Raw genomic sequence first — 22,631 nt, forward strand, 5'->3', positions numbered from 1 at the left:
TTCAGCGCTTTAATGGAGGCTCAATTGACCCGGCTGATGCAGAAATCGATAACGTCGATCAGTGCCGCCTTCTGCGGCGTTGCCTCCAGCGGCGCCAGCGCGTCGCGGGCGATCTCGCCGAAGTGGCGGGCGCGGCCGATCGTGTCGGCGATGGCGCCGTGACGGGTCATCAGGCCGATTGCCTTTTCGAGCCCGGCATCGTCGGTGACATTGTCCTCGATGGCGCGCTTCCAGAAGGTGCGCTCGGCCTTGGTGCCGCGCCGATAGGCAAGGATCACCGGCAGCGTCACCTTGCCCTCGCGGAAGTCGTCGCCGACATTCTTGCCGAGCTCCTTGCTGGAGCCGCCATAGTCCAGCGCATCGTCGATGAGTTGGAAGGCAAGGCCGAGATTCATCCCGTAGGAGCGCAGCGCTGCGCGGTCGTTGCGGGAGGCCAGCGCGATCACCGGGCCCACCTCGGCAGCCGCCGAGAACAGGGCGGCGGTCTTGGCCTTGATGACCGCAAAATGCTCGTCCTCGGTGGTTTCCAGGTTCTTGGCGGCGGCCAGTTGCATCACCTCGCCTTCGGCGATGATGGAGGCCGCGCTCGACAAAATGTCGAGGGCTTCGAGCGAGCCGACCTCGACCATCATGCGGAAGGCCTGGCCGAGCAGGAAATCGCCGACCAGCACGCTCGCCTGATTGCCCCAGATCATGCGCGCCGTCTTCTTGCCGCGGCGCAGCGCGCTCTCGTCGACGACGTCGTCGTGGAGCAGCGTCGCGGTGTGCATGAATTCGACCGAGGTGGCGAGCTTGACGTGGCCCTCGCCGGAATAACCGAACATCTGGGCAGCCGCGAGCGTCAGCATCGGCCGCAGCCGCTTGCCTCCGGAAGAAATCAGGTGGTTCGCGACTTCCGGAATCATCTCGACGTCGGAGCCGGCCTTCGACAGGATCAGCTCGTTGACGCGCCCCATGTCGGCTGCCGTGAGATCGATGAGATCCTTGATGGAAGCGGGTTCCCGCTTGCCTTCGATGTTGAGAACGACACCCACCACGATCACTCCCGGCAATTCACGCGCACGTCGCCACTTGTCCCATTGTGACTCTAGGGCGGCAGCCACGGATACGGCAAGAGGCGAATTGGCGCGGCTGGCCGGAGCAGTGCAGCGGTTGATAGACAGGCGAACTGCTCCAACTGTTTGATTTCGCACAATTGCCGACGGAGAATCGTTGCCCGCTTTTCCTCGAATTGCTGTGGCACCGGTCTGCCCGCACGTTTACATGGACGCCGCAACCTGCGATTTTCATTCGATGATTGAACTTGTCCGAACCAACGATGCCTTCCTCATCTCCTTCATCGAATCGCTGATGCGGGACGCCGGCATCGCCTGCTTCGTCGCCGACCAGAACATGAGCGTGCTCGACGGCTCGATCGGCATCCTGCCGCGGCGCATCATGGTCGACGCCGATAGGGCCGACGCAGCGCGGCGCATCCTGAAGGATGCCGGCATCGAGAACGAAATCCGCCAGAAATAATGGCAGCATCGAGCGCCCTTTCCCCGGACACGCCGGCCCATACGGTCGACGCCTTCCATCGCGGGCGCTTCTGGCTGGTGCAGCCGAGGCAGGGCCATCGCGCCGGCATGGACGCCATGATGCTGGCGGCGGCGGTGCCTTCCGGCTTTTCCGGAAGGCTCGCCGATTTCGGCGCCGGCGCCGGTGCTGCCGCGCTGGCCGTCCTGTCGCGCTGCCCGCAAGCGCGTGCGGTGCTGGTCGAGCGCTCGGCCAAGATGGCTTCGTTTGCCGCCGCCACGCTTGCGCATCCCGGCAACGCGCATCTCGGCGACCGCGCCTCAGTGCTTACGGCCGACGTCACGCTCGCCGGCCGGGCGCGGGCGCAAGCCGGGCTTGCCGACAACAGCTTCGACTTCGCCATCATGAACCCGCCCTTCAACGGCGCGGAGGATCGCGCCACGCCCGATACGATGCGCAAAGAGGCGCATGTCATGGAGGACGGGCTGTTCGAGCGCTGGATCAGGAGCGCTGCAGCCGTCGTCAAGCCGCGCGGCGGACTGGCCGTGATCGCCCGGCCCGAGCAACTCGTCACCATCCTCGATGCCATGGAAGGCCGCTTCGGCGACGCCGAAATGCTTTGCGTTCATCCGCGACCCGAGGGGGCGGCGATCCGCATCGTCATCAGAGCGGTGCTCGGCGCGCGCGGCAAGCTCTCGATCCAACCGCCGTTGATCCTGCACGGCATGTCGGGCAACGAGCCGACCGAGCGGACCGAGATGATCAACAATGGACTGGCATCGCTGTTTGGCGATTGATCAGAGGCCGGCGTTGCGGCATTGCCGTTCAGCCGCGAATTCCTACATGCCGGGAGCAAGGATGAGGTCTCACCTTGCTCTTTGCACCTCTTCCGGAGACAAGCTTTCGTGAAACGCCTCTTCAACCGCCTGCTGCCGAAATCCTGGCGCTCGACAGTCGTCACCATTCCCGTCATCCGGCTGCACGGCACCATCATGCCCGGCGGCGGCCAATTGCGGCCGAGCCTGTCGCTTGCCTCGACGGCCGGCCTCATCGAGAAGGCCTTCGCCTTCGACGCCCCGGCGGTCGCCATTTCGATCAACTCGCCCGGCGGCTCGCCGGTGCAGTCGCGGCTGATCTTCAAGCGCATTCGTGACTTGGCAGCCGAGAAGAACAAGAAGGTGCTGGTCTTCGTCGAGGACGTGGCGGCCTCCGGCGGCTACATGATCGCGATCGCCGGCGACGAGATCTTCGCCGACCCGTCCTCGATCGTCGGCTCGATCGGCGTCGTCTCGGCATCCTTCGGTTTCCCGGAACTGATGAAGAAGATCGGCGTCGAGCGGCGCGTGCACACTGCCGGCCAGAACAAGGCCGTGCTCGATCCGTTCAAGCCGGAGAAGAAGGAAGACGTCGAGCGGCTGAAGGCACTGCAGCTCGAAGTGCACGAGACCTTCATCGACCTCGTTAAAGAGCGGCGCGGTACCAAGCTCAAGGACGACCCCGAGCTGTTCACCGGCCTGTTCTGGACCGCCAAGCGGGGCCTGGAGCTCGGCCTCGTCGATGCGCTTGGCGATATGCGTGGCGTGCTGAAGACCCGCTTCGGCGACAAGACCCAGCTCAAGCTGATCACCGCGCCGCGCGGGCTTTTCGGCCGTTTCGGCCTGTTCGGCTCGCGTTTTTCAGCGCCCGACATCGCCGCGGCCGCGGCCACCGGCATCATCGATGCGGCGGAAGAGCGCGCGCTGTGGGCGCGCTTCGGGCTTTGAAAAGGCGGTGAAACCGTCTAGCATGGCCGCTTGACCGACCCGTCCGGCCGGCCTTGCCGCGCAATCGCGGGAGGAGTTTCGAGATGCCGCAGATCATCTTCTTTGCCGTTGTCGGCGCCGCCGCCTATTTCGGCTACCGCGCCTTCATCCGCGAGGCCGAGCGCGTGACGGCGAAGATCCGGCGCACCGAGAAACAGGCGGCGAACGGCACGATGGGGACGCTGGTCAAGGATCCGAAGACCGGCGAATACCGCCTGGCCAAGGACTGACCACCATCTCGCCAGCAGCCGACATTCTGGAGCCGGGGACACAGGCCAGGACATGGCTTGCGCCCGCCAAGATCAATCTTGCGCTGCATGTGACCGGACGGCGCGCCGACGGCTACCATCTGCTCGACAGCCTGGTCGTCTTCACCCGCTTCGGCGACCGGCTGGAGATCGAGCCGGCGGAGCGCGATGAATTCTCGGTATCCGGGCGCTACGCCTCCGGCGTGCCGCTCGACGGCGACAATCTGGTGCTGAGGGCTCGCGAGGCGTTGCGGCGGGAAGCCGGTCCGCGGCGGACGCCGTCCGTCGCCATCCGGCTGGAGAAGAACCTGCCGATCGCTTCCGGCGTCGGCGGCGGCTCCAGTGACGCGGCAGCCGTTCTCAACGGACTTGCAGGCCTATGGAACCTTGATATCGACGATGCCGGGCTGGCGCGGACCGGCCTGACGCTCGGCGCCGACCTGCCGATGTGCCTGGCTGCCAGGCCCCTGATCGCGCGCGGGATTGGCGATGAGCTGTCGCCGGTCGCGACGTTTCCTGCGTTGGCGCTGGTGCTGGTCAATCCTGGCGCCGCGGTCTCTACGCCCGACATATTCAAAGCGCTCGCCAAGCGCGACAATGAGGCGCTGCCGCCGCTGCCACATCGTCTCGATTTCCACTCCATCCGCAATTGGCTGGAGGTCACCCGCAACGATCTCGAACCGGTTGCTCGCTCGATCCAACCGGCCGTCGGCGAGACGCTCAAGGCGCTCGACAAAGCCGGAGCGGCCTTCACCCGCATGTCCGGATCGGGCGCCACTTGCTTCGGTCTTTTCGAGACCGGCAACATGGCCAAACGGGCGGCGATCGAGATCCGCGGCCGCCATCCCGACTGGTTCGTGGCCGCGACGCGCAGCATGGAGGCTGACTGATGGCCAGGACCGACGAAAACCGGCCGTTCATCCCGGTGCGCATCGCGGTGCTGACGGTGTCCGACACGCGCAGCCTTGCCGACGACAAATCCGGCCAGACGCTGGCCGACCGCATCGCGGAGGCAGGCCACATCTTGGCGGCCCGTGACATCGTCACCGACGAGCGCGAAAAAATCCGCGAAAAGGTGCTCGTCTGGTCGAAGGACGAGGCGGTGGATGTCGTCATCACCACCGGTGGCACAGGCTTCACCGGCCGTGACGTGACGCCGGAAGCGCTGGAGCCGATCTTCGAAAAACGCATGGATGGTTTTTCGGAAGTCTTCCATCGCATTTCTTACGACAAGATCGGCACCTCGACGATCCAGAGCCGGGCGACAGGCGGCGTCGTCAACGCCACCTTCGTGTTCGTGCTGCCGGGCTCTCCCGGCGCCTGCAAGGACGCCTGGGACGGCATCCTGAAGCCGCAGCTCGACTACCGGCACATGCCCTGCAACTTCGTCGAGATCATGCCGCGGCTGGACGAGCATCTGCGGCGGGACGGCAAGGCCGGATAGGCGGCTGCCGCCGTCAGCGGATCACAGGCTCGCCGTGAAAGCGGCGGCGCGACGGCTTCGACACGCCGAAGCCGATCTCCATCATCAGCCGAGGCGTATGCGCCGGCACCGTGCCCATGTGGAAGCCGAACGGATCCTCGACAAAGCCAAGCCCTGCCCCGCCGGTCAGCGTGACCGGACTGTTCGTCCCGTAGACGTCCAGCACCTCCTCCGCCGGATGGCCGACCAGAAGCGTCAGCTGATGCTTGATCGCCCGGCGCTTGTGGCTGCCTCGGACATAGACATGTGGCCCGGTGCCGTCATCGACAGGCTTCAGATAAAAGAAGAATTTCAGCATCCGCCAGTCGTCGAGATCGAAATGGTATTTGCCCAGCGAGGCGAGGTTCTTGTCGGCGTCTGAAGCCTTGCCGGTCGGGAAGCTCCACCAGACGCGCGTGGTGATCAATTTCGCCTGACCGCCGAGGTAATGCTGGGCGACGTCGAGAAGCAGCGGGTCCTTCTGGATCGCCAAAGCCGCCGGACAATCCAGAATGCGCTCGAAATAATGGCCGCTGAGCAGCGAGCGGCCAAACCGCCTTTCCGCCTCGGCATGCTCGCCCGGCATGAATTCGAGACGACGGTCGAAATTGCCGAAGCAAGGCGTGCGCTGCGCGAAAGCGGCGATCTCCTGATGAATCGCCTGCGGCAGCATGAGACCCGAAAACAGGCCATCAGAGCGCAACGCCTCGACGACGGCCTCGCGCTCGGTGCCGGTGAACATCGTCTCGCCTGCGGTTTGCAGGGGACGAGCCCGCTTGGCGCCCAGCCAGTGCATGCGGCGTCCCGGCATGGTGCGGGCCAGCACGAACATCGGCAGCCAGGCCGGGTTCTCGCGAAGATCAGTCAGATAGGTCGGGATGCGCACGGCAATGCGCCTGAACAAGCTGCCGTTGCGGGCAATGGCCTCCAGGCTGTCCGCGCCGGAATCGTCTGGGGTAGCAAGTGTCATCGGGTCCTCTTATGGATGGCGTCCGACGGAGGCGTCAGCCGCCTGCCTTTTCGGCATTTGCCCAAACCCGATTGTCCCGCATGAAGGAGATGCTAGCCTCACCTTCTAATTTGTGCAACGCACAATAAAGCGATGGCTGAAATTACCGCCCTGCTTTCTCTTCTGGGCTTCATTTCGGCGGCGCCACCCAGATCTCCGCGTCCAGCTTCCTTGTGGCGAGGCCGCGTGCCAGCGCCTCGGCGCTGCGCGCGGTCTTTGCGAGGGCTGCGGCCTGGCGCCTGCTGATGACGAGGCCTTGGGCCAACGCCCGCCTTGTAGAAAAGACGCGCGCCAGGAACGGCGCCCGATTGCCGCGTGCGCGCGAAAAACGCCCCGGCATCGTCTGTTTTGCGGTGTGGCGGGCGACCTCCTCGATCCAGCCTTCGGCCAGCCGCGCACCAGGCTCCAGGATCAGCAGCCAGTCACCCTTGGCATGGCCGATGCCGGCGGCAATGCCACCCGCAACATAGTGACAGCCGGCATGTTCGGCGACGCGATGCGTCTGGTCGGTCGAACCGGCATCGCAGACGATGACATCACGCACCATGCCTTCGACCGCGCCGCCGACCAGCGAGGCCAGCGTGCGGGCCAGTCCCTCTTCGTCGTTCCTGGTTTCGATGAGAACGCTGAGCATTCCTAGCCGAATAGCGGAAAGCCGCAGGCCGCGCCAGATCGGTCTTACATGGCAAAAAGTTCTTGCTTTGTTCTCTTGGGCGAAATAGGAATAATTTCATGAACAGAGCGATTCGACAGCCTGCCGACAGTCCTTGGGAGAGGGCGAAAATGGAACAGATCGTGCGTGCCGACATTGCTGCCTTCCGAGCAGGCAGGGCCGAAATGGCGAATGCGATGATCGAACAGAGCGGCATGCGCGTGCGCCCCGAGCGCAATCGCGGGCGTTCAGCCGGCATCAACCCGTCCGGCCGTTTCGAGCCGGTCAGCCGGCATGTATTCGACGACGGCTGGAACTCGCTGGAGGAACTGCCGCCGTTCAAGACCGAGGTTCAGGTCGAGAAACCGCGCACCATCATCACGCGCAACGAATCGCCGGACATTTCCTTCGATCGCTCGATAAATCCCTATCGCGGCTGCGAACATGGCTGCGTTTACTGCTTCGCCCGGCCGACCCATGCCTTCATGGGCCTGTCGCCTGGGCTGGATTTCGAATCCAAGCTCTTCGCCAAACCGGACGCGGCGCGCATGCTGGACAAGGAATTGTCGAAGCCGGGCTACCAGCCACGCACCATCGCCATCGGCACCAACACCGATCCCTACCAGCCGATCGAGAAGAATTACCGGATCATGCGCGAGATCCTGGAGGTGCTGGAGGCACGCGGCCATCCGGTCGGCATCGTCACCAAGTCGGCTCTGGTGACGCGCGACATCGACATCCTGTCGCGGATGGCCGAACGGGGACTCGCCAAGGTGGCGCTGTCGGTAACGACGCTCGACCGCATGCTGGCGCGCACGATGGAACCGCGCGCCTCGACGCCGACCAAGCGGCTGGAGGCGATAAGGCAGCTGTCCGACGCCGGCATCCCGGCCTCGGTCATGGTCGCACCGATCATCCCTGGCCTGACCGATCCGGAACTGGAGCGCATCCTCGATTCGGCCCGCGCTGCTGGCGCCCGTGAGGCGGGTTATGTCGTGCTGCGGCTGCCGCTGGAAGTGGCGCCGATCTTCAAGGACTGGCTGCTGCGCCATTATCCCGACCGCTACCGGCATGTGATGTCGCTGATCCGCTCGATGCGCGACGGCAAGGACTACGATTCGGAATGGGGCAAGCGCATGAAAGGCGCCGGTCCTTACGCCTGGCAGATCGGCCGGCGCTTCGAGATCGCAGCCAAGCGGCTCGGGCTGAATGTCGAACGGCGGTCGCTCAGGACGGACCATTTCGTCGCAGGTTCCAGTGCCGGCGAGCAGCTGATGCTGCTGTGAAGAAGGCGCCGGCCACACAAGGCCGGCGTTAAGCAATTCGGAAGGCCCGGTTTTGCTGGATTGCAACCTGCTAAGTATTTGTTTTCCCGCAATTCGGAGAACCGCCGCGCAGTTTTCCTGGAATTGCTCAAGTATCCCGTCCGGCCCCTGTCCCCGGCCGTGAGACGGTGCCCTCCGGGTCCGACGCCCCATCGACCCGGAGGGACTTGCGGAGGATCGGAGCCGATGCGAACCTCGCCGCACCATGGCTCGCGCGCGTTCCGATTCTCCGCCTCTCTTCGAAATGGTCGAGAAGCCCGACTTCTCTGTCGAGACCAAGGCGATGGCCCAGGGCCTCTGGCCTGTGGCGGGCATGGATGAGGCCGGCCGCGGCCCGCTCGCCGGTCCGGTAGTCGCGGCAGCCGTCGTGCTCGACCCCGCCAACATCCCTGAAGGCCTCGATGATTCCAAGCGTCTCACCCACCTGCAACGCGAGGCGCTATTCCTGAGAATCCTGGGCTCGGCGCTCAGCGTCTCGATGGCCTCGATCAGCGCCGAAGGCATCGACAACAGCAACATCCTGAAGGCCAGCCTGGAGGCGATGCGACGTGCCGCGGCGGGCCTGTCGCTGCAGCCGAAGCTGGCTTTGGCCGACGGCCGCGACGTGCCTCCCGGGCTGCCCTGCGAAGGCCGCGCACTGATCAAAGGCGACCAGCGCTCCCAGTCCATCGCCGCTGCCTCGATCGTCGCCAAGGTGATGCGCGACCGCATGATGTGCGGCTGCGGCGGTCATCACGAACGCTACGGCTTCGAAGTCCATATGGGCTATGCGACGGTCCGCCACCGCACCGCCATCGAGGCGCATGGCCCGGTGGCAAGACTGCACCGGGCATCCTTTGCGCCGTTCCGGTTGGGCGGTGTCGAGGTGGCGGAGGAAGAAGAGAGCTTCGCAGGGTTGGAATAATCCCCTCGAGAGGCCATCGAGAGGAAGATGGCCGGCAGGCAGGAGGGGGTCGTCGCGCGTGAAGCGCCGACGCCCTTTTTCTTCAACACGGCATTTGCGTCAGTAGAGCGTCGCACCCAGTCGAACCGACCCCCTCTGTCGCCTTCAACGACATCTCCTCCTCAAGGGGGACTGTCCACGCCCCAATAAAAAAGCCGCCGGGTTGCCCAGGCGGCTTTCGATCCCGAAACTGCCGACAGCTCAGTTCAGCTTGGCCTTCACGTCCTGCAATGCGGACTTGAAGAGGTCGGCTCCAGCCTTGGCATCGACCTTGGCGGCAAGCAGCACGCGGGCCGCTTCGACGGCGATGTCGACGGCGCTGGCGCGCACCTCGCCGATCGCCTCCCGCTCGGCCTGGCTGATCTTCTGCTCGGCGAGTGCGGTGCGCCGGGCGACGTAGTCCTCGGTCTTCTTGTGCGCCTCGGAGGCAAGCAGATCGGCCTCGCGCTTGGCGGCGGCGACGATGTCGGCGGCCTCCTGCTCGGCTTCCTTGCGCTTCTTCTGGTACTGGCCAAGAAGCTGCTGAGCCTCCTCGCGGAGCCGCCGCGCTTCCTCGAGCTCGCTGCTGATCTTGGCCGCGCGGGCATCGAGCGACTTGGCCAGCATGCCCGGCACCTTCAGATAGATGACGGCTCCGAGAAAGATGACCAGGGCGATCGTTGCCCAGAGCGTGGCGAGTGATGTGGCGTCCATGATGCGCTCCTCACCGGCTCGCGGATTTGACCGCGGCCGCGATCTCGGCCTTGTCGGCTTTGCCGCCGACAAGCGCCTCGACGATGGCCGAGGTGGTGTCCTCGGCGATCGTGCCGACTTCCTTCATGGCCTTGGCCTTGATCGAGGCGATGCTCGCCTCGGCCTCGCCAAGCTTCTTCTCAAGTTCCGCTTCGAGCTTCTTGCGCGTGCCTTCGGCTTCCGCCTTGGCGGCTTCGCTCGCCTGCTGCCCAATCGCGTTGGCGCGAGACTTGGCCTCGGCCAGTTCCTGCTCATAGGCAGCAACCGCGGCATCGGCCTCGCCCTTCAGCCTTGCGGCATGGTCGAGATCCTGGGTGATGCGGTCGTTGCGGACGTCGATTATACCTCCGACGCGCGGCATCACAATCCGCTTCAGGAATAGATAGAAGAGCGCGAAGGTGATGACGAGCCAGAAGATCTGCGACGGGAAGGTCGCGGCATTGAACGGCGGGAACGTGCCATGCTCCTCGGCAGGCACGGCAGTGCCTGCATGCGTCTCGCCTTCGGCCGCGGCCGGCGCGGATTCTTGCGCAAAGGCAGATGTCACGAACATCTCATTCCCCTGTCCATAGAGCGGGGCCGCACCATGCGGCCCCTTGCGTCAGCTCTGGCTCTTACTTGAAGACCAGCAGCAGAGCGATCAGGAGCGAGAAGATGCCCAGAGCTTCGGTGACGGCGAAGCCGAAGATCAGGCGGCCGAACTGGCCGTCAGCTGCCGACGGGTTACGCAGGGCGCCCGACAGATAATTGCCGAAGATGTTGCCGAGGCCGATGCCCGCGCCGCCCATGCCGATGCAGGCGATACCAGCGCCGATAGCAGCTGCTGCAGTTGCGTCCATTTCAAAACTCCTGTGGTTTTTCGTAGTCGTTGCGGTTGGTACGTTGGGTATGCTGGCGCCGCGGCGCCGGAGAAATCGATCAGTGGCTCGGGTGCAGAGCGTCGTTCAGGTACATGCAGGTCAGCACCGCGAAGACATAGGCCTGCAGGAAGGCGACCAGCAGTTCCAGTGCCGTCAGCGCGACCGCCATGGCGAGCGGCAGAACCGAGCCGGCAATGCCAACGGCGCCGAGCGCGCTGAGGCTGACGACGAAGCCCGAAAAAACCTTCAGCGTGATGTGGCCTGCCAGCATGTTGGCGAAGAGACGAACCGAGAGGCTGACAGGGCGCGAGACGAAGGAAATAACCTCGATCGCCACGACCAGCGGCAGAAGGTAGCCAGGCACGCCATGCGGGACGAACAGCTTGAGGAAGCCCAGCCCGTGCTTGGCGAAGCCGTAGACAATGACGGTGCCGATGACCAGCGCGGCCAGAGTGAAGGTGACGATGATATGGCTGGTAACGGTGAAAAAGTAGGGGAACAGGCCGATGAGATTGGCGACCAGCACGAACATGAACAGCGAGAACACCAGCGGGAAGAACTGCATGCCCTGCTTGCCGGCCGCGTCGCGCAGCATGTTGCCGACGAACTCGTAGGCCATTTCCGAAACCGACTGAAGACGGCCCGGAATGAGGCTGCGGCTGGCGGTGCTCATGTAGAGGAAAGCGGAAGCGACGAGGACCGTCACGACCATGAACAGAGCGGAGTTGGTGAAGGAAACGTCGTAGCCGCCGATATGCAGCGGGATGATCGGATGGATCTGGAACTGGTGGATCGGATCGACCTTGTCAGCAGCCACTTTTAATCCCCGTCAAAGCCACAACCGGCTTCCAAAGTTCACATTTGCGCCTTGCGGCGCTTCATTCATTTTTTCGGCTCGCGCGGCTTGTCGCCCTGGCCGAATTGCGGTGCAAGCCCTGCCGAACGCAGGACGTTCAGTATGCCGGCGCCGAAGCCGAGCAATAGCCCGACGATCAGCCCCCAGGGCGCGATCCCCGCCAGACGGTCGATGAACCAGCCCAAGCCGACACCAACCACCACCCCGGCGATGAACTCGCTGGACAGTTTCAGTGCCTGACCGTAACCGGTCGCAGCGCTCGCTTCGTCTTTCCCCTCGAGCCGGTCCGTGCGTCTTGTCGCAAGCGATGCTTCAAGCTCGCGCCGGCGGCGCTCAAGTTCGTCGTCACGGATAGCGGCTTCATGCTGTTTGCCGCGGCCGGTTTCTCCGGTTCCGTCTGGCCCGTTTTTGTCGGCCATCGCAACCCCCCTGCCCGGGCAGACTATCACCGTCCGTCCGCTTCTAAAGTCGCCGGCAACATAGTTAGAGGGTCCGCGCCCGTCAAGCCACGGGCCGAACTTCAGTGCGATGTATTTTCCCGTTGAAAATCAATGGCTTACTCAGGTGCGACATCGTGCCCGTCACGCCCGCTCGAGGACTCGGCGCGAATCCGGGCGGCAGGGCGCGCCAATCAACACGCCAGTCCAGTGCTGCCTGGGCCCGGTAGGACGGCTCAGCTCCAGCCGCCGCCATAGGTGCGATAGAAGATATGCAGGCCGATCTTGGTCATCCGCTTCATGGCGCGCGCCCAGCCCGGATGGACGTAGTTGGCATAGTAATGCGTTGAGGAGCCGACCTCGGGAATGAAGATCTTGCCGGCCGTCACAGCCATGGCAACGTCCTGGGCGGTCTTGTAGGCGACCGGATCGTTGATGCGCTTCTTCCTGCCGTCGCAGGCGAAGGAGAACTGGCAGCGGTTGAACCAGTTGTCGTTCTGGTAAACGACGCCGCAGATGGTCTTCGGATAGGCCGGATTGCGGACGCGGTTGAGGATCACCTGCGCTACCGCGGCCTGGCCGCGAACGGGTTCGCTGCGTGCTTCGAAATAGATGCCTTTGGCCAGACAGGCCTGCTCCGGCTGGGAAAAGACGCTCGCCGGCAACGGGTTCTGCATCCAGGCATGGTCGCCCTGGCCCATCGGCGGGATGAAGCGGCCATCATTGGGCTGCTCGTCCTGCAGCAGCGCCTCGAATGGCGAGGCCTTGGCGTAGTCGGGCGCCGCCTGGGCGTAGGCAGTGGCAAGGATGTCCGGCTTGTCATTGTTGACGAGCGCGACGAGCGCGGCGGGCACACCGGGATCCGGCTTCTTGTCGAGGCGAAGGTGGAAAGCCTGGGCAATCTGCACCTCCTTGCCCTTGATGCCGGGCTTGGCGAAGGTCAGCTTCAGGCCGCTGTCCATGCTGGGACGAAGCAGTGAAGATGTGCGCTGGAAGATCGAGCCGGCGCTGAAATTCTTCGGCGGTGCGACCGGCGAGACCTGGACGATGCGGCCCTTTTTGTCGGCGCGCACGACGCGGTCTTCATCGGGCGTGGTGCCGGCGACATTGCCCTTGCCGCGAAACGCCACGATGCCCACCCCCGGCAACTGCACGCCGGAGCCGGAGATCGAGCCGGTGGAAACGGAATCGACGAACGGCATCTCAGCGGCATGCACCGAACCGGCGGCGGATTTTTCGACATAGGCGTTCCAACGGGCGCTTGGCGCCTCCAGCCCGGAAACAAGGCTCGCCATGTCCTGATAGGCAACGACTGACGGGAAACCGACCCAGATGCCGAGCCCGAGAAGCAAAGGAGGCAGGAAGGAACGCTTGCTCTCACCGGCGGCGGCGACAAGCCGCTTTACAACGCGTCGATGCACGGAACTCTCCAGAACGCCACTGACTCCTGGAGAGCCAAAATGAAGCATTAACCTTGATGGTGGGTTAACGAGATCGATCGTGTTGTTTTTATGTTAAGGGCAAAAAGGGGCGTTGCCGGCTGACGATCACCGCTTCTTCGCGCGACCCGCGAAAGGATTGTCAGAGGTGCGCAGCGCCATCCGGATCGGCACGCCCGGCATGTCGAAGGCCTCCCGCAGGCTGTTCGACAGATAGCGCACATAGGATTGCGGCATGGCGTCCGGCCGCGAGCAGGAGACGACGAAGCCCGGCGGGCGGGTCTTGGCCTGCGTGACATATTTGATCTTCAGCCGGCGGCCGGCGACGGCGGGCGGCGGATGGTGGGCAAGGATGCCTTCCAGCCAGCGGTTGAGTTTTCCGGTCGAGACCCGGCCGTTCCAGACCTTGTGCGTCTTGATGACGGCATCCATCAGCCGGTCCAGGCCGCGCCCGGTCTCGGCCGAGACCGTCACCGCCTGGATGCCGCGCACCTGCGGCAGCAGCCGCTCGGTCTTCTCGCGCAGCTCGGCCAGCAGTTCCTGGGGATTGTCGATCAGGTCCCATTTGTTGAAGGCGATCACCGGGGCGCGGCCCTCGCGGATGATCAGGTCGGCAATCTGCAGATCCTGCTTCTCGAGGGGAATGGTGGCGTCCAGCACGATGATGACGATCTCGGCGAAGCGGATGGCACGCAATCCGTCCTGCACCGAAAGCTTTTCCAGCTTTTCCTGCACCTTCGACTTGCGCCGCATGCCGGCGGTGTCGAACAGTTTGATGCGGCGGCCGCGCCAGTCCCAGTCGACCGAGATGGAATCGCGGGTGATGCCAGCTTCAGGACCTGTCAGCAGCCGCTCCTCGCCGATCAGCGCGTTGATCAGGGTCGACTTGCCGGCGTTCGGGCGGCCGACGACGGCGATGCGCAGCGGCTTGGTGTCGTCATAGGCGGGCTCGGCGTCCGGATCGGCAATATCCTCTCCGATCAGCACCTCGCTCACGGCGATCTCGTCGCTCGGCTCCTCGTCCTCGCCGAAGGCGCGTTCCTCGCCGAGCGCCGCAATCACCGCATCGCGCAGGTCGGGCATGCCCTGGCCATGCTCGGCCGAGACCGGGATCGGCTCGCCGAGGCCGAGCTCCCAGGCCTCCAGCATGCCGCCCTGCGCGCCGCGGGCTTCCGCCTTGTTGGCGACCAGCACGACCGGCTTGCCCGACTTGCGCACCGCGTCGGCGAAAGTGCGGTCGTCGGGCATCAGGCCGGATTTGGCGTCGACGGTGAAGAAGATCAGGTCGGCCTCGCGGATCGCGATCTCGGTCTGCTGGCGCATGCGGCCGGGCAGTGTCGAGGCTGCGGCGTCCTCGAAACCGGCGGTATCGATGACGTCGAAATGAAGATCGTAGAGCTTCGCTGGATGGACACGGCGGTCGCGCGTCACGCCCGGCGTGTCGTCGACAAGCGCCAGCTTCTTTCCGACCAGCCGATTGAAAAGAGTCGATTTGCCGACGTTAGGCCGACCGATGATGGCGACTTTGAAGCCCATCCGGCTTTACCATTTGTTCTGCATGTCGTTGTCCCCAAAACCGCTGCGCACTTTTGGGCGACATGCGCTACGAAGCGCTGCCCGACCCGCGGATCAACTCGGCCATCAGCTGGGCCCGCTGGCGCACATTGCGCGGGGCGCCGTCATCCGAGGAGATCTGGTCGAACAGTTTCAGCGCGTCCGCCGACTTGCCTTCCTTCCAGGCGGCGAGGCCGAGTGCCTCGCGCGCCGAACTGCGCAGCGGGTTGGTGTCGGCGGTCAGCGCCTCGACGCGGCTGGAAACATCGGCGAAGGAGCCGTGGTCGACGAGCAGCAGGGCGGCCCTCAGCCGCGCCATGTCGCGGATGCCAGCGGGAATGGCGGTGTCGGCGGCAACCTCGTCGAAGTCCTTGACGGCTCCATCGACGTCGCCCTTTTCGGCCTTGACGGTCGCTGCGCGCATGCGGGCAAGCAGCGGATAGGCGCCGTAGCCGTCCTTTTCCAGCTGATCGAGCGCGGCGATCGCCTCGTCGTTCTTGCCGTCATTGGCAAGCTTGAGGGCCTGGGAGAAGGCATCGCCCGAGCGGTTGGCGCGGGTCTCGTCCCAATAGCGGTAGCCAACGACGCCGGCCGTCGCCAGCACGACCAGGATCGCGAGGCCGAGCAGGGCCGGACCAAAACGATCCCACAGCGCCTGTGCCTGCTCGCGACGAATCTCTTCGTTGACCTCGCGGATAAAACTGTCGTCCGACATCAAATCAAAAACCATTGCAGGCCGCGACTATCGCCCTTTGGCGGGCGCTTCTTGAGCCCGCGTTTTAGCGAAATTTTGTCGCCATGGAAGGGGTCCGCTCGGAAAATCGGCTGGACAAGCCAGCGCGGCCTGAGAGCCGACGTGGAACGCATCGATGCCACATTTGGGCAATAGCCGGCTTTCGAACAAGCTGAAAGCGCCGAAAGCCTGCCCATGCCACAATCGTTTCGCATCCTCGTCTTCGGTCTCGCATGGGTAGCCTTCTCTGGCATGGCGCTTGCTGATCCGCCCAGACCGCTGGCGCCGACGCCGACCAAACCCAAGCAGGTCGTCCTCATTTCTTTCGACAGCGCGCGCGAGATCTCGCAATGGGAGCGCAGCCGCGCATTGGCAAAGCGCACCGGCGCGCACTTCACCTACTTTCTGTCCTGCGTGTTTCTGCTCTCGCCGCAAACGCGGCAGGAATACACCGCGCCCGGCAAGGGCGCCGGCAAATCCAACATCGGCTTCGCGGCATCCAAGCAGGAAGTCGCTGACAGGCTGGAGCAGATCCGGCTCGCTGCCGCCGAGGGCCACGACATCGGCAGCCATGCCTGCGGCCATTTCGACGGCAAGAATTGGAGCAAAGCCGACTGGCTGGCAGAGTTCGCAGAATTTCGGCACATCTTCGAGAATGCCTACGCCATCAACGGCATTTCACCCGAACCGGACGACTGGCGCGGTTTCGCGCGCCATGCCGTGACCGGTTTCCGCGCGCCGTATCTATCGACCGACAAGGCGCTTTATGAAGCATTGCCCGAAGCCGGCTTCCGGTACGACGCGAGCGGTGTGTCGAAAGCCCCCGCCTCGCCGCCGAGCAAGAACGGCATCACGCGCTTCTCGCTGCCGCTGGTTCCGGAAGGGCCGGAAGCGAGGCCGGTGGTCGCGATGGACTACAATCTCTATGTCCGGCATTCGGGCGGCTTCGAGAGGCCGTCCATGGCGAACGTGTTCGCCGGCCGCACCTACGACGCGTTCCGCGCCGCCTTCGACGCCCAGTACAATGGCAAGCGCATGCCGCTGGAGTTGGGCTTTCACTTCACCCAGATGAATGACGGCGCCTACTGGAACGCGCTGGAGCGCTTTGCCGACGAGGTCTGCGTCATGCAGCAGGTCGAGTGCATCAGCTTCCGCGACTATGTCGAGCGGCAGCGAGGCGGCGCCGCGCAAAGGGTCGCGGCGGGCGGCTGAGCGCCCACCATCAGGTCCAGTTCAGGCCGGATCCTCGGCGCCCTGCCGTGCCAGATAGCGCTGGTCGATATCCGGCAGCGGCTCACCCTGGAGGGTCGCCTCGAAGGCACGCAGGCGCTTGTGAACGGATTGCAGCTCGACGATCGTCGACCAGGAATTCAGCAGGAACTGCAGCGAGTTCGTCACCTTGCCGAAGGCATTCGATATCTGGTTGAGAGCACCGAAGGTGATCTTGTGCGCCACCAGCGACGGTCCGAGGATCAGCAGCGAGAAGATGTTGTCGGCCTGCAGGTAGGTGTACCTGACGACGTTGAAATAGATGTAGTGGAAATAGAGCCTAAAGTAGTTGCGGCGGACATTGGCGAACAGCTCCGTCGTTGTCGCCGGCTGAGCCCGGTCGGGATGGTCTTCGCCATAGACGAGTTCCTTGCGGTAGGCTGCCTCGACGCGCTGGTTGCGGAACTGCAGGCCCGGCAACTTGAGGCCGGCGAGCATCACCGAGGCCGTGCCGAAGACGCACCAGGCCAGAGCCGCAACGACCAGAGGCTGCGGTACCGCACCGACGATCGGCAGTTCGGTGATGTGCGCCTGAAGCTGGATCATCACCGGCAGGAAGGCGATCAGGGTCATGATTGATTGGACGAATGTCGAGCCCAGGTCCTCCATGATCTGCGAGAAGCGCATTGTGTCTTCCTGGATGCGCTGCGAGGCGCCCTCGATGTGACGCAGCCGAGTCCAGTTCGCCATGAAATAGTTGTTCATCGCGGTGCGCCAGCGGAAGATCCAATGGCTGACGATGAAGGCATTGACCACCTGCACATTCATGCCGACCAGCGCCAGCCAGGAGAAGTCGGCCAACCCCTTGTAGAACTCCGTGTCGGTCGACGCGGTCGTTCCCGACATAAGCCCCTGCACGTAGTCGAAGAAGGGGCCGTACCAGTTGTTGACCGCGACGCTGACCTGCACGTTGAAATAGATGAAGAAGAGGACGACAGCGGTCATCAGGATCGACCAGTTCTGCCACGGGTGCGGGGCATACCAGGCCCAGAAGGCGTAGAAGATGGCTACGCAGGCCGCAAAGTAGATATAGAACCACAGAAACGGTTTTGACCACAGGACCGCAATGCCGATGATCGGCGGAACTCCTGCCGCTGCCGGAGGCAGGCCGATCATAGCGCCCAGTTGCTCGCCGCCGAAGAACCAGAACAAGATCGCCGCGAGGCTCCAGGCGGCGGCCGAGGTGAAGAAGAGCTTCGGCTGCGGGAAGAAGGATACGAACACTGTGGCGGGTTCCTCGGGTCGAATCGCAAATCAGCGAGGTTGCTGTCGGCGGGCATAAGGTCACACATTAGTGGGAAAGCAAATGCCCGTGCCCCATGCCCGGCGCCGAGCAAGGCTGCAAATCATGGCGATTTTGGCGCAGCCGACCAGGCGATGACGCCGGACAACAGCAGGGCGACTGCCGCCATCACGGAGGCAAGCACGTAATTGCCGGCGGCTTGGGCAAGCAGGCCGGCGGCGATCGGACCGATGATCTGGCCGACGCCGAAGGCGGCGGTCATGACCGCAAAGATGCGGCGCGGCGCCTGGGGTGCGAGTTGTCTTGCCGCCTGCAGGCCGAGCGCGGTGATGGCGATGAAGGTGCCGCCGACGAGGACGCCGGCAATCAGCGGTCCAGCGGAGCCTTTGACGACGACACTCGCGGTGACGCCGACCACCTCGACCAGGCAGCTCGCGACGTAAGCGGCGTAGAGCCCGATCCTGCCGGCGAGCTTCTGCCAGAACCAGACAGAAGGAAAACCGGCCAAGCCGGCAACCATCCAGACCGCGGCCTCGAAGACGCGACCGCCGCCGCCCTGGCGTACAATGGCGACGAGGAAGGTTGCCGTCACCACATAGCCGAAACCGAACAGCCCGTAGGCGAGGATCATCTTGGTCAGCGACCTCTCCTTGGGCAGCGCCGGCTCGGGCCCGTCCACGCCGTTGGCCGGCGTGGCGGACCCTGCAAGCAGCGCGACGAGGAGCAGGCCGACGGCAGAGATTGCTCCCGACCACAGCCAGCCAGCGGACCAGACGGCATGTTCGGTGACGAGGACGGCCAGCAGCGCCGAGGACGCGGCTATGCCCAGACCGACGCCGCCGAAGTGCAGCGCCTGCAAATCGCTCCGGCCGGCAGCGGCAAGATGGCTGAAGACGATCGAGGCCATGAACACCATGACGAAGGCGCTGGCGAGGCCGGCGAGGAAGCGGATGACGAGGAAGGCCGCCATCGTCCCGGTCAATCCCATGAGGCCCGCAAGAATGGCGCTGGCGGCGAGGCTCGCAAACATCAGCGTGCGCTCTCGCCCATGCGCCCAGCCGCCGGCCGCAGCGAGCGCGCCGATCAGGTAGCCGAGATAATTGGCTGAGGCGATCCAGCCGGCATCGGCCGGCGTCAGATGCAACTCATCCATCATGCCGGGCAGGATCGGCGTGTAGACGAAACGGCCGATGCCCATGGCGACGGCAAGCGCAACCATGCCGGCAAGGGCGAGGCGCAAGGGAGTGGGCGAGGCCAAGTTCATTGCAGCGCACAATAAGTGTGTGCGCAGGCGAAACAATGCGCTTGCGTTGGGCCAGTACTGCCGCCCTTCGCCCCGCTCGAGGCCGCAGTCAGCGGCAGGCCGTCTCGTAGGCCGTGCGACCGGCCGTCAGCCGGAACGGCATGTCGCCAAGCTCGCGTTCCGACATCGTGTCGAGTACCGGATGCGACAGTGGATCGACGACCCAGCGAGCGATCTCGCTCTCATCACGCCGGCCTCCTCGCGGTCCGGGCACCGAGAGCGTCTTCAGAAAAGATAAAATCTTCATCCGAACACCTCCAATGTTGGTCCCTAGACCTCAACAAAATCGGCCTCCTCTCGCCCCGTTTCAATTGAGATTTCGCCCTAAGCGGTTTAGAAAAACTGAATGGCAATGTTGAACCGTATCCATCTTAACGGCCTGCGCGCCGTCGAAACCGCCGCCCGGCTTGGATCGCTCGCAGCGGCAGCCGCCGAGCTGAACGTCTCGGCCAGCGCCGTCAGCCAGCAGATCAAGCGCACGGAAAAACAGCTTGGACAGGCGCTGTTCGAACGAACGCCGGGCGGACTGGTGCCGACGGAGTTCGGCACCGTCTTCACGGCCCGGCTGAGCGCCGGCTTTCGCGAGCTCGCGCAAGCGGTGGCTCTGGCCGACGAGACGAGCCAATGTACGCTGGTGGTATCGGTGGCGCCGGCCTTCGCCTCGAAATGGCTGCTGCCCCGGCTGTCGCGGCATTTCGCCCGCCACCCCAGCGTGCTCTTGCGCATCGACGCCTCGGGGAGGATCGCCGATCTCGACCGTTCCGACATCGACGTCGCGATCCGGATGGGCGACGGCAAATGGCCGGAGGTGCGTGCGGAGCTTTTGCTTGCGCAAGAGATCTTCCCGGTCTGCGCGCCCGCTATTGCAGCCAGGCTGAAATCGATCGAGGATCTCGCCACGACCTGCGCCATCACCGACGAGCGCTCGACATCAGCTGGGACAGCTGGTTCGAGGCGGCCGGCGCCGAGCCGGTCACCTTCCAGAAAGGCGCGCGTTTCACCGACCCGATGCTTTGCCTGGAATCAGCCATCGCCGGCCATGGCGTGATGCTTGCCTGGCAATTGCTGACCGCCGACGCGCTGGCCGATGGGCGACTGGTCGCGCCCTTCGGCGTGCGTGCCGAGAGCGGGCTGGGTTACTGGCTGGTGACCTCGGCTACAAAAAGCGAAAGCCGCAAGGTGCGCGATTTCAAAGTCTGGATCCGCGAGGAGATCGAAGCGACGATGGCGCAGTTCCGGGCGTTGGACAGCGCCGCCTGACCCAGTCGATCGCGGTGGAAAGGCCAGCCGCACCGGTCTATGTAAGGATCAGTCCCACAATCACGGCAGGCAGGATCATGACCACACATTCGCGCGGCGTCTCGGCAACCATCGACCCGGTAAAGCTCGACAGGCTGGCCGAGGTCGCCGTCAAGGTCGGGCTGCAGCTGCAGCCGGGACAGGATCTGGTGCTGACGTCGTCGATCGCGGCACTGCCGCTGACACGGCGCATCGTCGAGCATGCCTACAAGGCCGGCGCCGGGCTGGTTACGCCGATCTTCAACGACGACGAGATCACGCTGGCCCGCTTCCGCCACGGCACCGATGCCGGCTTCGACCGCGCCGCCGACTGGCTCTACGAAGGCATGGCGAAAGCCTTCGCCAACAACGCGGCGCGGCTCGCGGTGCGCGGCGAGGACCCGTCGCTGCTGTCAGCGCAGGACCCGGCCAAAGTGGCGCGCGCCAACAAGGCGAACTCGATGGCCTATCGGCCGGCGCTGGAGAAGATCACCGGCTTCGACATCAACTGGAACATCGTCGCCTATCCCGACCTTGCCTGGGCGCGCCAAGTGTTTCCGGGCGAGGCCGACGACGTCGCCGTGGCGAAGCTCGCCGAAGCCATCTTCTCGGCTTCGCGTGTGGACGTCGAAGATCCGATTGGCAACTGGCGGGCCCACAACGCGGCGCTGGCCGAGCGCACCAAATGGCTGAACGAGCACAATTTTCACGCACTGCATTTCACCGGGCCGGGCACCGACCTGACGGTCGGGCTGGCGGAGGGCCATGAATGGATGGGCGGCGCCTCGACCGCCAAGAATGGCATCACCTGCAACCCGAACATCCCGACCGAGGAAGTTTTCACCACACCGCATGCAAGGCGGGTCGAGGGCCACGTCTGCTCGACCAGGCCGCTCTCCTACCAGGGCACGCTGATCGATGAGATATCGGTGCGCTTCGAAGGTGGGCGGATCGTCGAGGCCAAGGCCGCCAAGGGCGAGGATGTCTTGAAGAAGGTCCTGGACACCGACGAGGGCGCGCGCCGGCTCGGCGAGGTGGCGCTGGTGCCGCATTCCTCGCCGATCTCGAAGAGCGGATTGTTGTTCTTCAACACGCTGTTCGACGAGAACGCAGCCTGCCACATCGCGCTCGGGCAGTGCTATTCGAAGTGCTTCGTCAACGGCGCCTCGCTTACTCCGGAGGAGATCGCCGAGCGCGGCGGCAACAAGAGTTTCATCCACATCGACTGGATGATCGGCTCGGACAAGATCGACATTGACGGCGTCACCAGGGACGGCAGCCGCGTGCCGGTCATGCGCGAGGGCGAATGGGCCTAAAGCGGGCTCGGTGCTTGGGCAATTCCGGACAGAAAACCGCCATACACTTTTCTTGGAATTGCTTGGACAAGGAGGCGTCGTGGCCTTCGAGATAGCCGTGAAGCGCATTTACGAGGCGCCGGATAAAGCCGATGGCCAGCGGGTGCTGGTCGACCGCATTTGGCCGCGTGGCGTTGCCAAGAAGGACGCCGCGCTGGCGCTGTGGCTGAAGGAGATCGCGCCGAGCGACGCGTTGCGCAAGTGGTTTGGGCATGATCCGGAGCGCTGGGCGGAGTTTCAGAAGCGGTATTGGGCCGAGCTTGACCGGATGAGGAGGCGGTGTCTGAACTGCGCGGTCTGCTTCGGAACGGCAAAGTGACGCTGCTCTACGGCGCGCATGACGAGGCGCATAATAATGCGGTGGCGCTGGCTGAGTATTTGCGAGGTGCGTGAGCTGACAGCGTTAGCGACTGGCGAAGGCCGACGCGACGGCCGATCTCCCCACTTGCGGGGGAGATGCCCGGCAGGGCAGAGGGGGTGCTGGCCCGCCGGGGACTGTCAGGAATTCTGTGCGCGAGGCCATGATGATGGAAAGGAGAGAATCATCACATGGCTATCGAGAAAGAACTTCTGGACCAGTTGCTTGCCGGGCGCGACCCGAATGAGGTGTTCGCCC

Annotated in this window: 24 protein-coding genes and 2 pseudogenes; 12 read left to right on the plus strand and 14 right to left on the minus strand. The window is 64.3% G+C overall.

The window, feature by feature from the left end; translation table 11 throughout:
- Positions 1 to 20: 20 nt before the first annotated feature.
- Positions 21 to 1,034 carry a polyprenyl synthetase family protein gene (locus EN818_RS29825; RefSeq protein ID WP_095805793.1) on the minus strand — a complete coding sequence of 338 codons (1,014 nt, stop codon included), beginning with the start codon at positions 1,032 to 1,034 and terminating at the stop codon, positions 21 to 23.
- A gap of 259 nt (positions 1,035 to 1,293) precedes the next feature.
- Between EN818_RS29825 and EN818_RS29830 the strand changes: the two genes are divergently transcribed.
- The 6 genes from EN818_RS29830 to moaB all read left to right on the plus strand — a co-directional run bounded on the left by EN818_RS29830 (position 1,294) and on the right by moaB (position 5,009).
- Positions 1,294 to 1,518 (plus strand): DUF2007 domain-containing protein, encoded by a 225-nt coding sequence (locus EN818_RS29830; protein WP_135906167.1) that lies wholly within the window; start codon positions 1,294 to 1,296, stop codon positions 1,516 to 1,518.
- Positions 1,518 to 2,312, plus strand: coding sequence for a methyltransferase (locus tag EN818_RS29835; RefSeq protein ID WP_189523874.1), 795 nt, complete (start codon positions 1,518 to 1,520; stop codon positions 2,310 to 2,312). The genes EN818_RS29830 and EN818_RS29835 overlap by 1 nt, the downstream gene beginning before the upstream one ends.
- 108 nt (positions 2,313 to 2,420) lie before the next feature.
- Positions 2,421 to 3,278: a S49 family peptidase gene (locus tag EN818_RS29840; RefSeq protein ID WP_135906169.1), complete on the plus strand. Its 858-nt coding sequence runs from the start codon at positions 2,421 to 2,423 to the stop codon at positions 3,276 to 3,278.
- Between the two features lie 83 nt (positions 3,279 to 3,361).
- Entirely contained in the window at positions 3,362 to 3,547 is a 186-nt protein-coding gene (locus EN818_RS29845) for a hypothetical protein (protein WP_095805525.1), read from the plus strand.
- A gap of 26 nt (positions 3,548 to 3,573) precedes the next feature.
- Positions 3,574 to 4,455, plus strand: coding sequence for a 4-(cytidine 5'-diphospho)-2-C-methyl-D-erythritol kinase (locus tag EN818_RS29850; RefSeq protein ID WP_135906170.1), 882 nt, complete (start codon positions 3,574 to 3,576; stop codon positions 4,453 to 4,455).
- Positions 4,455 to 5,009: a molybdenum cofactor biosynthesis protein B gene (gene moaB / locus EN818_RS29855; RefSeq protein WP_135906171.1), complete on the plus strand. Its 555-nt coding sequence runs from the start codon at positions 4,455 to 4,457 to the stop codon at positions 5,007 to 5,009. Before EN818_RS29850 ends, moaB begins: the two co-directional genes overlap by 1 nt.
- 13 nt (positions 5,010 to 5,022) lie before the next feature.
- On the opposite strand, the gene EN818_RS29860 is transcribed toward moaB, so the two are convergent.
- On the minus strand, positions 5,023 to 5,997 hold the full coding sequence (locus EN818_RS29860) for a hypothetical protein (protein ID WP_135906172.1): 975 nt from the start codon (positions 5,995 to 5,997) through the stop codon (positions 5,023 to 5,025).
- Between the two features lie 169 nt (positions 5,998 to 6,166).
- Positions 6,167 to 6,670: a glycosyltransferase gene (locus EN818_RS29865; protein WP_135906173.1), complete on the minus strand. Its 504-nt coding sequence runs from the start codon at positions 6,668 to 6,670 to the stop codon at positions 6,167 to 6,169.
- A 149-nt stretch (positions 6,671 to 6,819) separates the two neighbouring features.
- Here EN818_RS29865 and EN818_RS29870 point away from each other — a divergent pair, with 149 nt between their 5' ends.
- Together EN818_RS29870 and EN818_RS29875 are read left to right on the plus strand one after the other, a co-directional pair.
- Positions 6,820 to 7,974 carry a PA0069 family radical SAM protein gene (locus tag EN818_RS29870; RefSeq protein WP_135906174.1) on the plus strand — a complete coding sequence of 385 codons (1,155 nt, stop codon included), beginning with the start codon at positions 6,820 to 6,822 and terminating at the stop codon, positions 7,972 to 7,974.
- 244 nt (positions 7,975 to 8,218) lie between these two features.
- On the plus strand, positions 8,219 to 8,917 hold the full coding sequence (locus tag EN818_RS29875) for a ribonuclease HII (protein WP_095805519.1): 699 nt from the start codon (positions 8,219 to 8,221) through the stop codon (positions 8,915 to 8,917).
- 240 nt (positions 8,918 to 9,157) lie between these two features.
- On the opposite strand, the gene EN818_RS29880 is transcribed toward EN818_RS29875, so the two are convergent.
- From EN818_RS29880 to EN818_RS29915, 8 genes are all read right to left on the minus strand, one after another.
- The gene (locus EN818_RS29880; protein WP_095805518.1) at positions 9,158 to 9,649 is read right to left on the minus strand and encodes a F0F1 ATP synthase subunit B; all 492 of its coding nucleotides are present in this window, start codon (positions 9,647 to 9,649) and stop codon (positions 9,158 to 9,160) included.
- Positions 9,650 to 9,659: 10 nt separating this feature from the next.
- Complete coding sequence (locus tag EN818_RS29885; RefSeq protein WP_135906175.1) at positions 9,660 to 10,241, minus strand: F0F1 ATP synthase subunit B; 582 nt, start codon at positions 10,239 to 10,241, stop codon at positions 9,660 to 9,662.
- Between the two features lie 61 nt (positions 10,242 to 10,302).
- Complete coding sequence (locus tag EN818_RS29890) at positions 10,303 to 10,527, minus strand: F0F1 ATP synthase subunit C (RefSeq protein WP_040971820.1); 225 nt, start codon at positions 10,525 to 10,527, stop codon at positions 10,303 to 10,305.
- A gap of 79 nt (positions 10,528 to 10,606) precedes the next feature.
- Complete coding sequence (locus EN818_RS29895; RefSeq protein WP_095805516.1) at positions 10,607 to 11,365, minus strand: F0F1 ATP synthase subunit A; 759 nt, start codon at positions 11,363 to 11,365, stop codon at positions 10,607 to 10,609.
- A gap of 65 nt (positions 11,366 to 11,430) precedes the next feature.
- Entirely contained in the window at positions 11,431 to 11,823 is a 393-nt protein-coding gene (locus EN818_RS29900) for an AtpZ/AtpI family protein (RefSeq protein WP_095805515.1), read from the minus strand.
- A 254-nt stretch (positions 11,824 to 12,077) separates the two neighbouring features.
- Entirely contained in the window at positions 12,078 to 13,262 is a 1,185-nt protein-coding gene (locus tag EN818_RS29905) for a cell wall hydrolase (RefSeq protein ID WP_095805514.1), read from the minus strand.
- Positions 13,263 to 13,388: 126 nt separating this feature from the next.
- Entirely contained in the window at positions 13,389 to 14,816 is a 1,428-nt protein-coding gene (gene der / locus EN818_RS29910) for a ribosome biogenesis GTPase Der (RefSeq protein WP_135906176.1), read from the minus strand.
- A 67-nt stretch (positions 14,817 to 14,883) separates the two neighbouring features.
- A complete protein-coding gene (locus EN818_RS29915) occupies positions 14,884 to 15,549 on the minus strand; it encodes a tetratricopeptide repeat protein (protein WP_095805512.1) in 666 nt (221 codons plus the stop codon).
- A 213-nt stretch (positions 15,550 to 15,762) separates the two neighbouring features.
- Here EN818_RS29915 and EN818_RS29920 point away from each other — a divergent pair, with 213 nt between their 5' ends.
- Positions 15,763 to 16,779 (plus strand): polysaccharide deacetylase family protein, encoded by a 1,017-nt coding sequence (locus tag EN818_RS29920; protein WP_135906177.1) that lies wholly within the window; start codon positions 15,763 to 15,765, stop codon positions 16,777 to 16,779.
- A gap of 21 nt (positions 16,780 to 16,800) precedes the next feature.
- Here the strand turns inward: EN818_RS29920 and sbmA are convergent, their stop codons facing one another.
- The 3 genes from sbmA to EN818_RS29935 form a co-directional block, all read right to left on the minus strand.
- Positions 16,801 to 18,060 (minus strand): peptide antibiotic transporter SbmA, encoded by a 1,260-nt coding sequence (gene sbmA, locus EN818_RS29925; protein ID WP_129553097.1) that lies wholly within the window; start codon positions 18,058 to 18,060, stop codon positions 16,801 to 16,803.
- A gap of 122 nt (positions 18,061 to 18,182) precedes the next feature.
- On the minus strand, positions 18,183 to 19,343 hold the full coding sequence (locus tag EN818_RS29930) for a YbfB/YjiJ family MFS transporter (RefSeq protein ID WP_135906178.1): 1,161 nt from the start codon (positions 19,341 to 19,343) through the stop codon (positions 18,183 to 18,185).
- Positions 19,344 to 19,431: 88 nt separating this feature from the next.
- Entirely contained in the window at positions 19,432 to 19,629 is a 198-nt protein-coding gene (locus tag EN818_RS29935; protein WP_135906179.1) for a hypothetical protein, read from the minus strand.
- Positions 19,630 to 19,728: 99 nt separating this feature from the next.
- Between EN818_RS29935 and EN818_RS29940 the strand changes: the two are divergent.
- The 3 genes and pseudogenes from EN818_RS29940 to EN818_RS29950 all read left to right on the plus strand — a co-directional run bounded on the left by EN818_RS29940 (position 19,729) and on the right by EN818_RS29950 (position 22,408).
- Positions 19,729 to 20,642 (plus strand): annotated as a pseudogene (locus EN818_RS29940) (LysR substrate-binding domain-containing protein).
- Positions 20,643 to 20,719: 77 nt separating this feature from the next.
- The gene (locus EN818_RS29945) at positions 20,720 to 21,976 is read left to right on the plus strand and encodes an aminopeptidase (RefSeq protein WP_135906180.1); all 1,257 of its coding nucleotides are present in this window, start codon (positions 20,720 to 20,722) and stop codon (positions 21,974 to 21,976) included.
- A gap of 79 nt (positions 21,977 to 22,055) precedes the next feature.
- Positions 22,056 to 22,408: pseudogene (locus EN818_RS29950) on the plus strand (DUF488 domain-containing protein).
- The last annotated feature ends 223 nt before the right edge of the window (positions 22,409 to 22,631 follow it).

It is taken from the genome of Mesorhizobium sp. M3A.F.Ca.ET.175.01.1.1, assembly GCF_004791945.1.
Taxonomy (GTDB): domain Bacteria; phylum Pseudomonadota; class Alphaproteobacteria; order Rhizobiales; family Rhizobiaceae; genus Mesorhizobium.

Coding starts and splice junctions, on each gene's coding strand:
- EN818_RS29830 (WP_135906167.1), top strand. CDS start 1,294: ATGATTGAACTTGTCCGAACCAACGATGCCTTCCTCATCTCCTTCATC.
- EN818_RS29835 (WP_189523874.1), top strand. CDS start 1,518: ATGGCAGCATCGAGCGCCCTTTCCCCGGACACGCCGGCCCATACGGTC.
- EN818_RS29845 (WP_095805525.1), top strand. CDS start 3,362: ATGCCGCAGATCATCTTCTTTGCCGTTGTCGGCGCCGCCGCCTATTTC.
- moaB (WP_135906171.1), top strand. CDS start 4,455: ATGGCCAGGACCGACGAAAACCGGCCGTTCATCCCGGTGCGCATCGCG.
- EN818_RS29860 (WP_135906172.1), bottom strand. CDS start 5,997: ATGACACTTGCTACCCCAGACGATTCCGGCGCGGACAGCCTGGAGGCC.
- EN818_RS29865 (WP_135906173.1), bottom strand. CDS start 6,670: ATGCTCAGCGTTCTCATCGAAACCAGGAACGACGAAGAGGGACTGGCC.
- EN818_RS29870 (WP_135906174.1), top strand. CDS start 6,820: ATGGAACAGATCGTGCGTGCCGACATTGCTGCCTTCCGAGCAGGCAGG.
- EN818_RS29875 (WP_095805519.1), top strand. CDS start 8,219: ATGGCTCGCGCGCGTTCCGATTCTCCGCCTCTCTTCGAAATGGTCGAG.
- EN818_RS29880 (WP_095805518.1), bottom strand. CDS start 9,649: ATGGACGCCACATCACTCGCCACGCTCTGGGCAACGATCGCCCTGGTC.
- EN818_RS29885 (WP_135906175.1), bottom strand. CDS start 10,241: ATGTTCGTGACATCTGCCTTTGCGCAAGAATCCGCGCCGGCCGCGGCC.
- EN818_RS29890 (WP_040971820.1), bottom strand. CDS start 10,527: ATGGACGCAACTGCAGCAGCTGCTATCGGCGCTGGTATCGCCTGCATC.
- EN818_RS29900 (WP_095805515.1), bottom strand. CDS start 11,823: ATGGCCGACAAAAACGGGCCAGACGGAACCGGAGAAACCGGCCGCGGC.
- der (WP_135906176.1), bottom strand. CDS start 14,816: ATGGGCTTCAAAGTCGCCATCATCGGTCGGCCTAACGTCGGCAAATCG.
- EN818_RS29915 (WP_095805512.1), bottom strand. CDS start 15,549: ATGTCGGACGACAGTTTTATCCGCGAGGTCAACGAAGAGATTCGTCGC.
- EN818_RS29920 (WP_135906177.1), top strand. CDS start 15,763: ATGCCACAATCGTTTCGCATCCTCGTCTTCGGTCTCGCATGGGTAGCC.
- EN818_RS29930 (WP_135906178.1), bottom strand. CDS start 19,343: ATGAACTTGGCCTCGCCCACTCCCTTGCGCCTCGCCCTTGCCGGCATG.
- EN818_RS29935 (WP_135906179.1), bottom strand. CDS start 19,629: ATGAAGATTTTATCTTTTCTGAAGACGCTCTCGGTGCCCGGACCGCGA.
- EN818_RS29945 (WP_135906180.1), top strand. CDS start 20,720: ATGACCACACATTCGCGCGGCGTCTCGGCAACCATCGACCCGGTAAAG.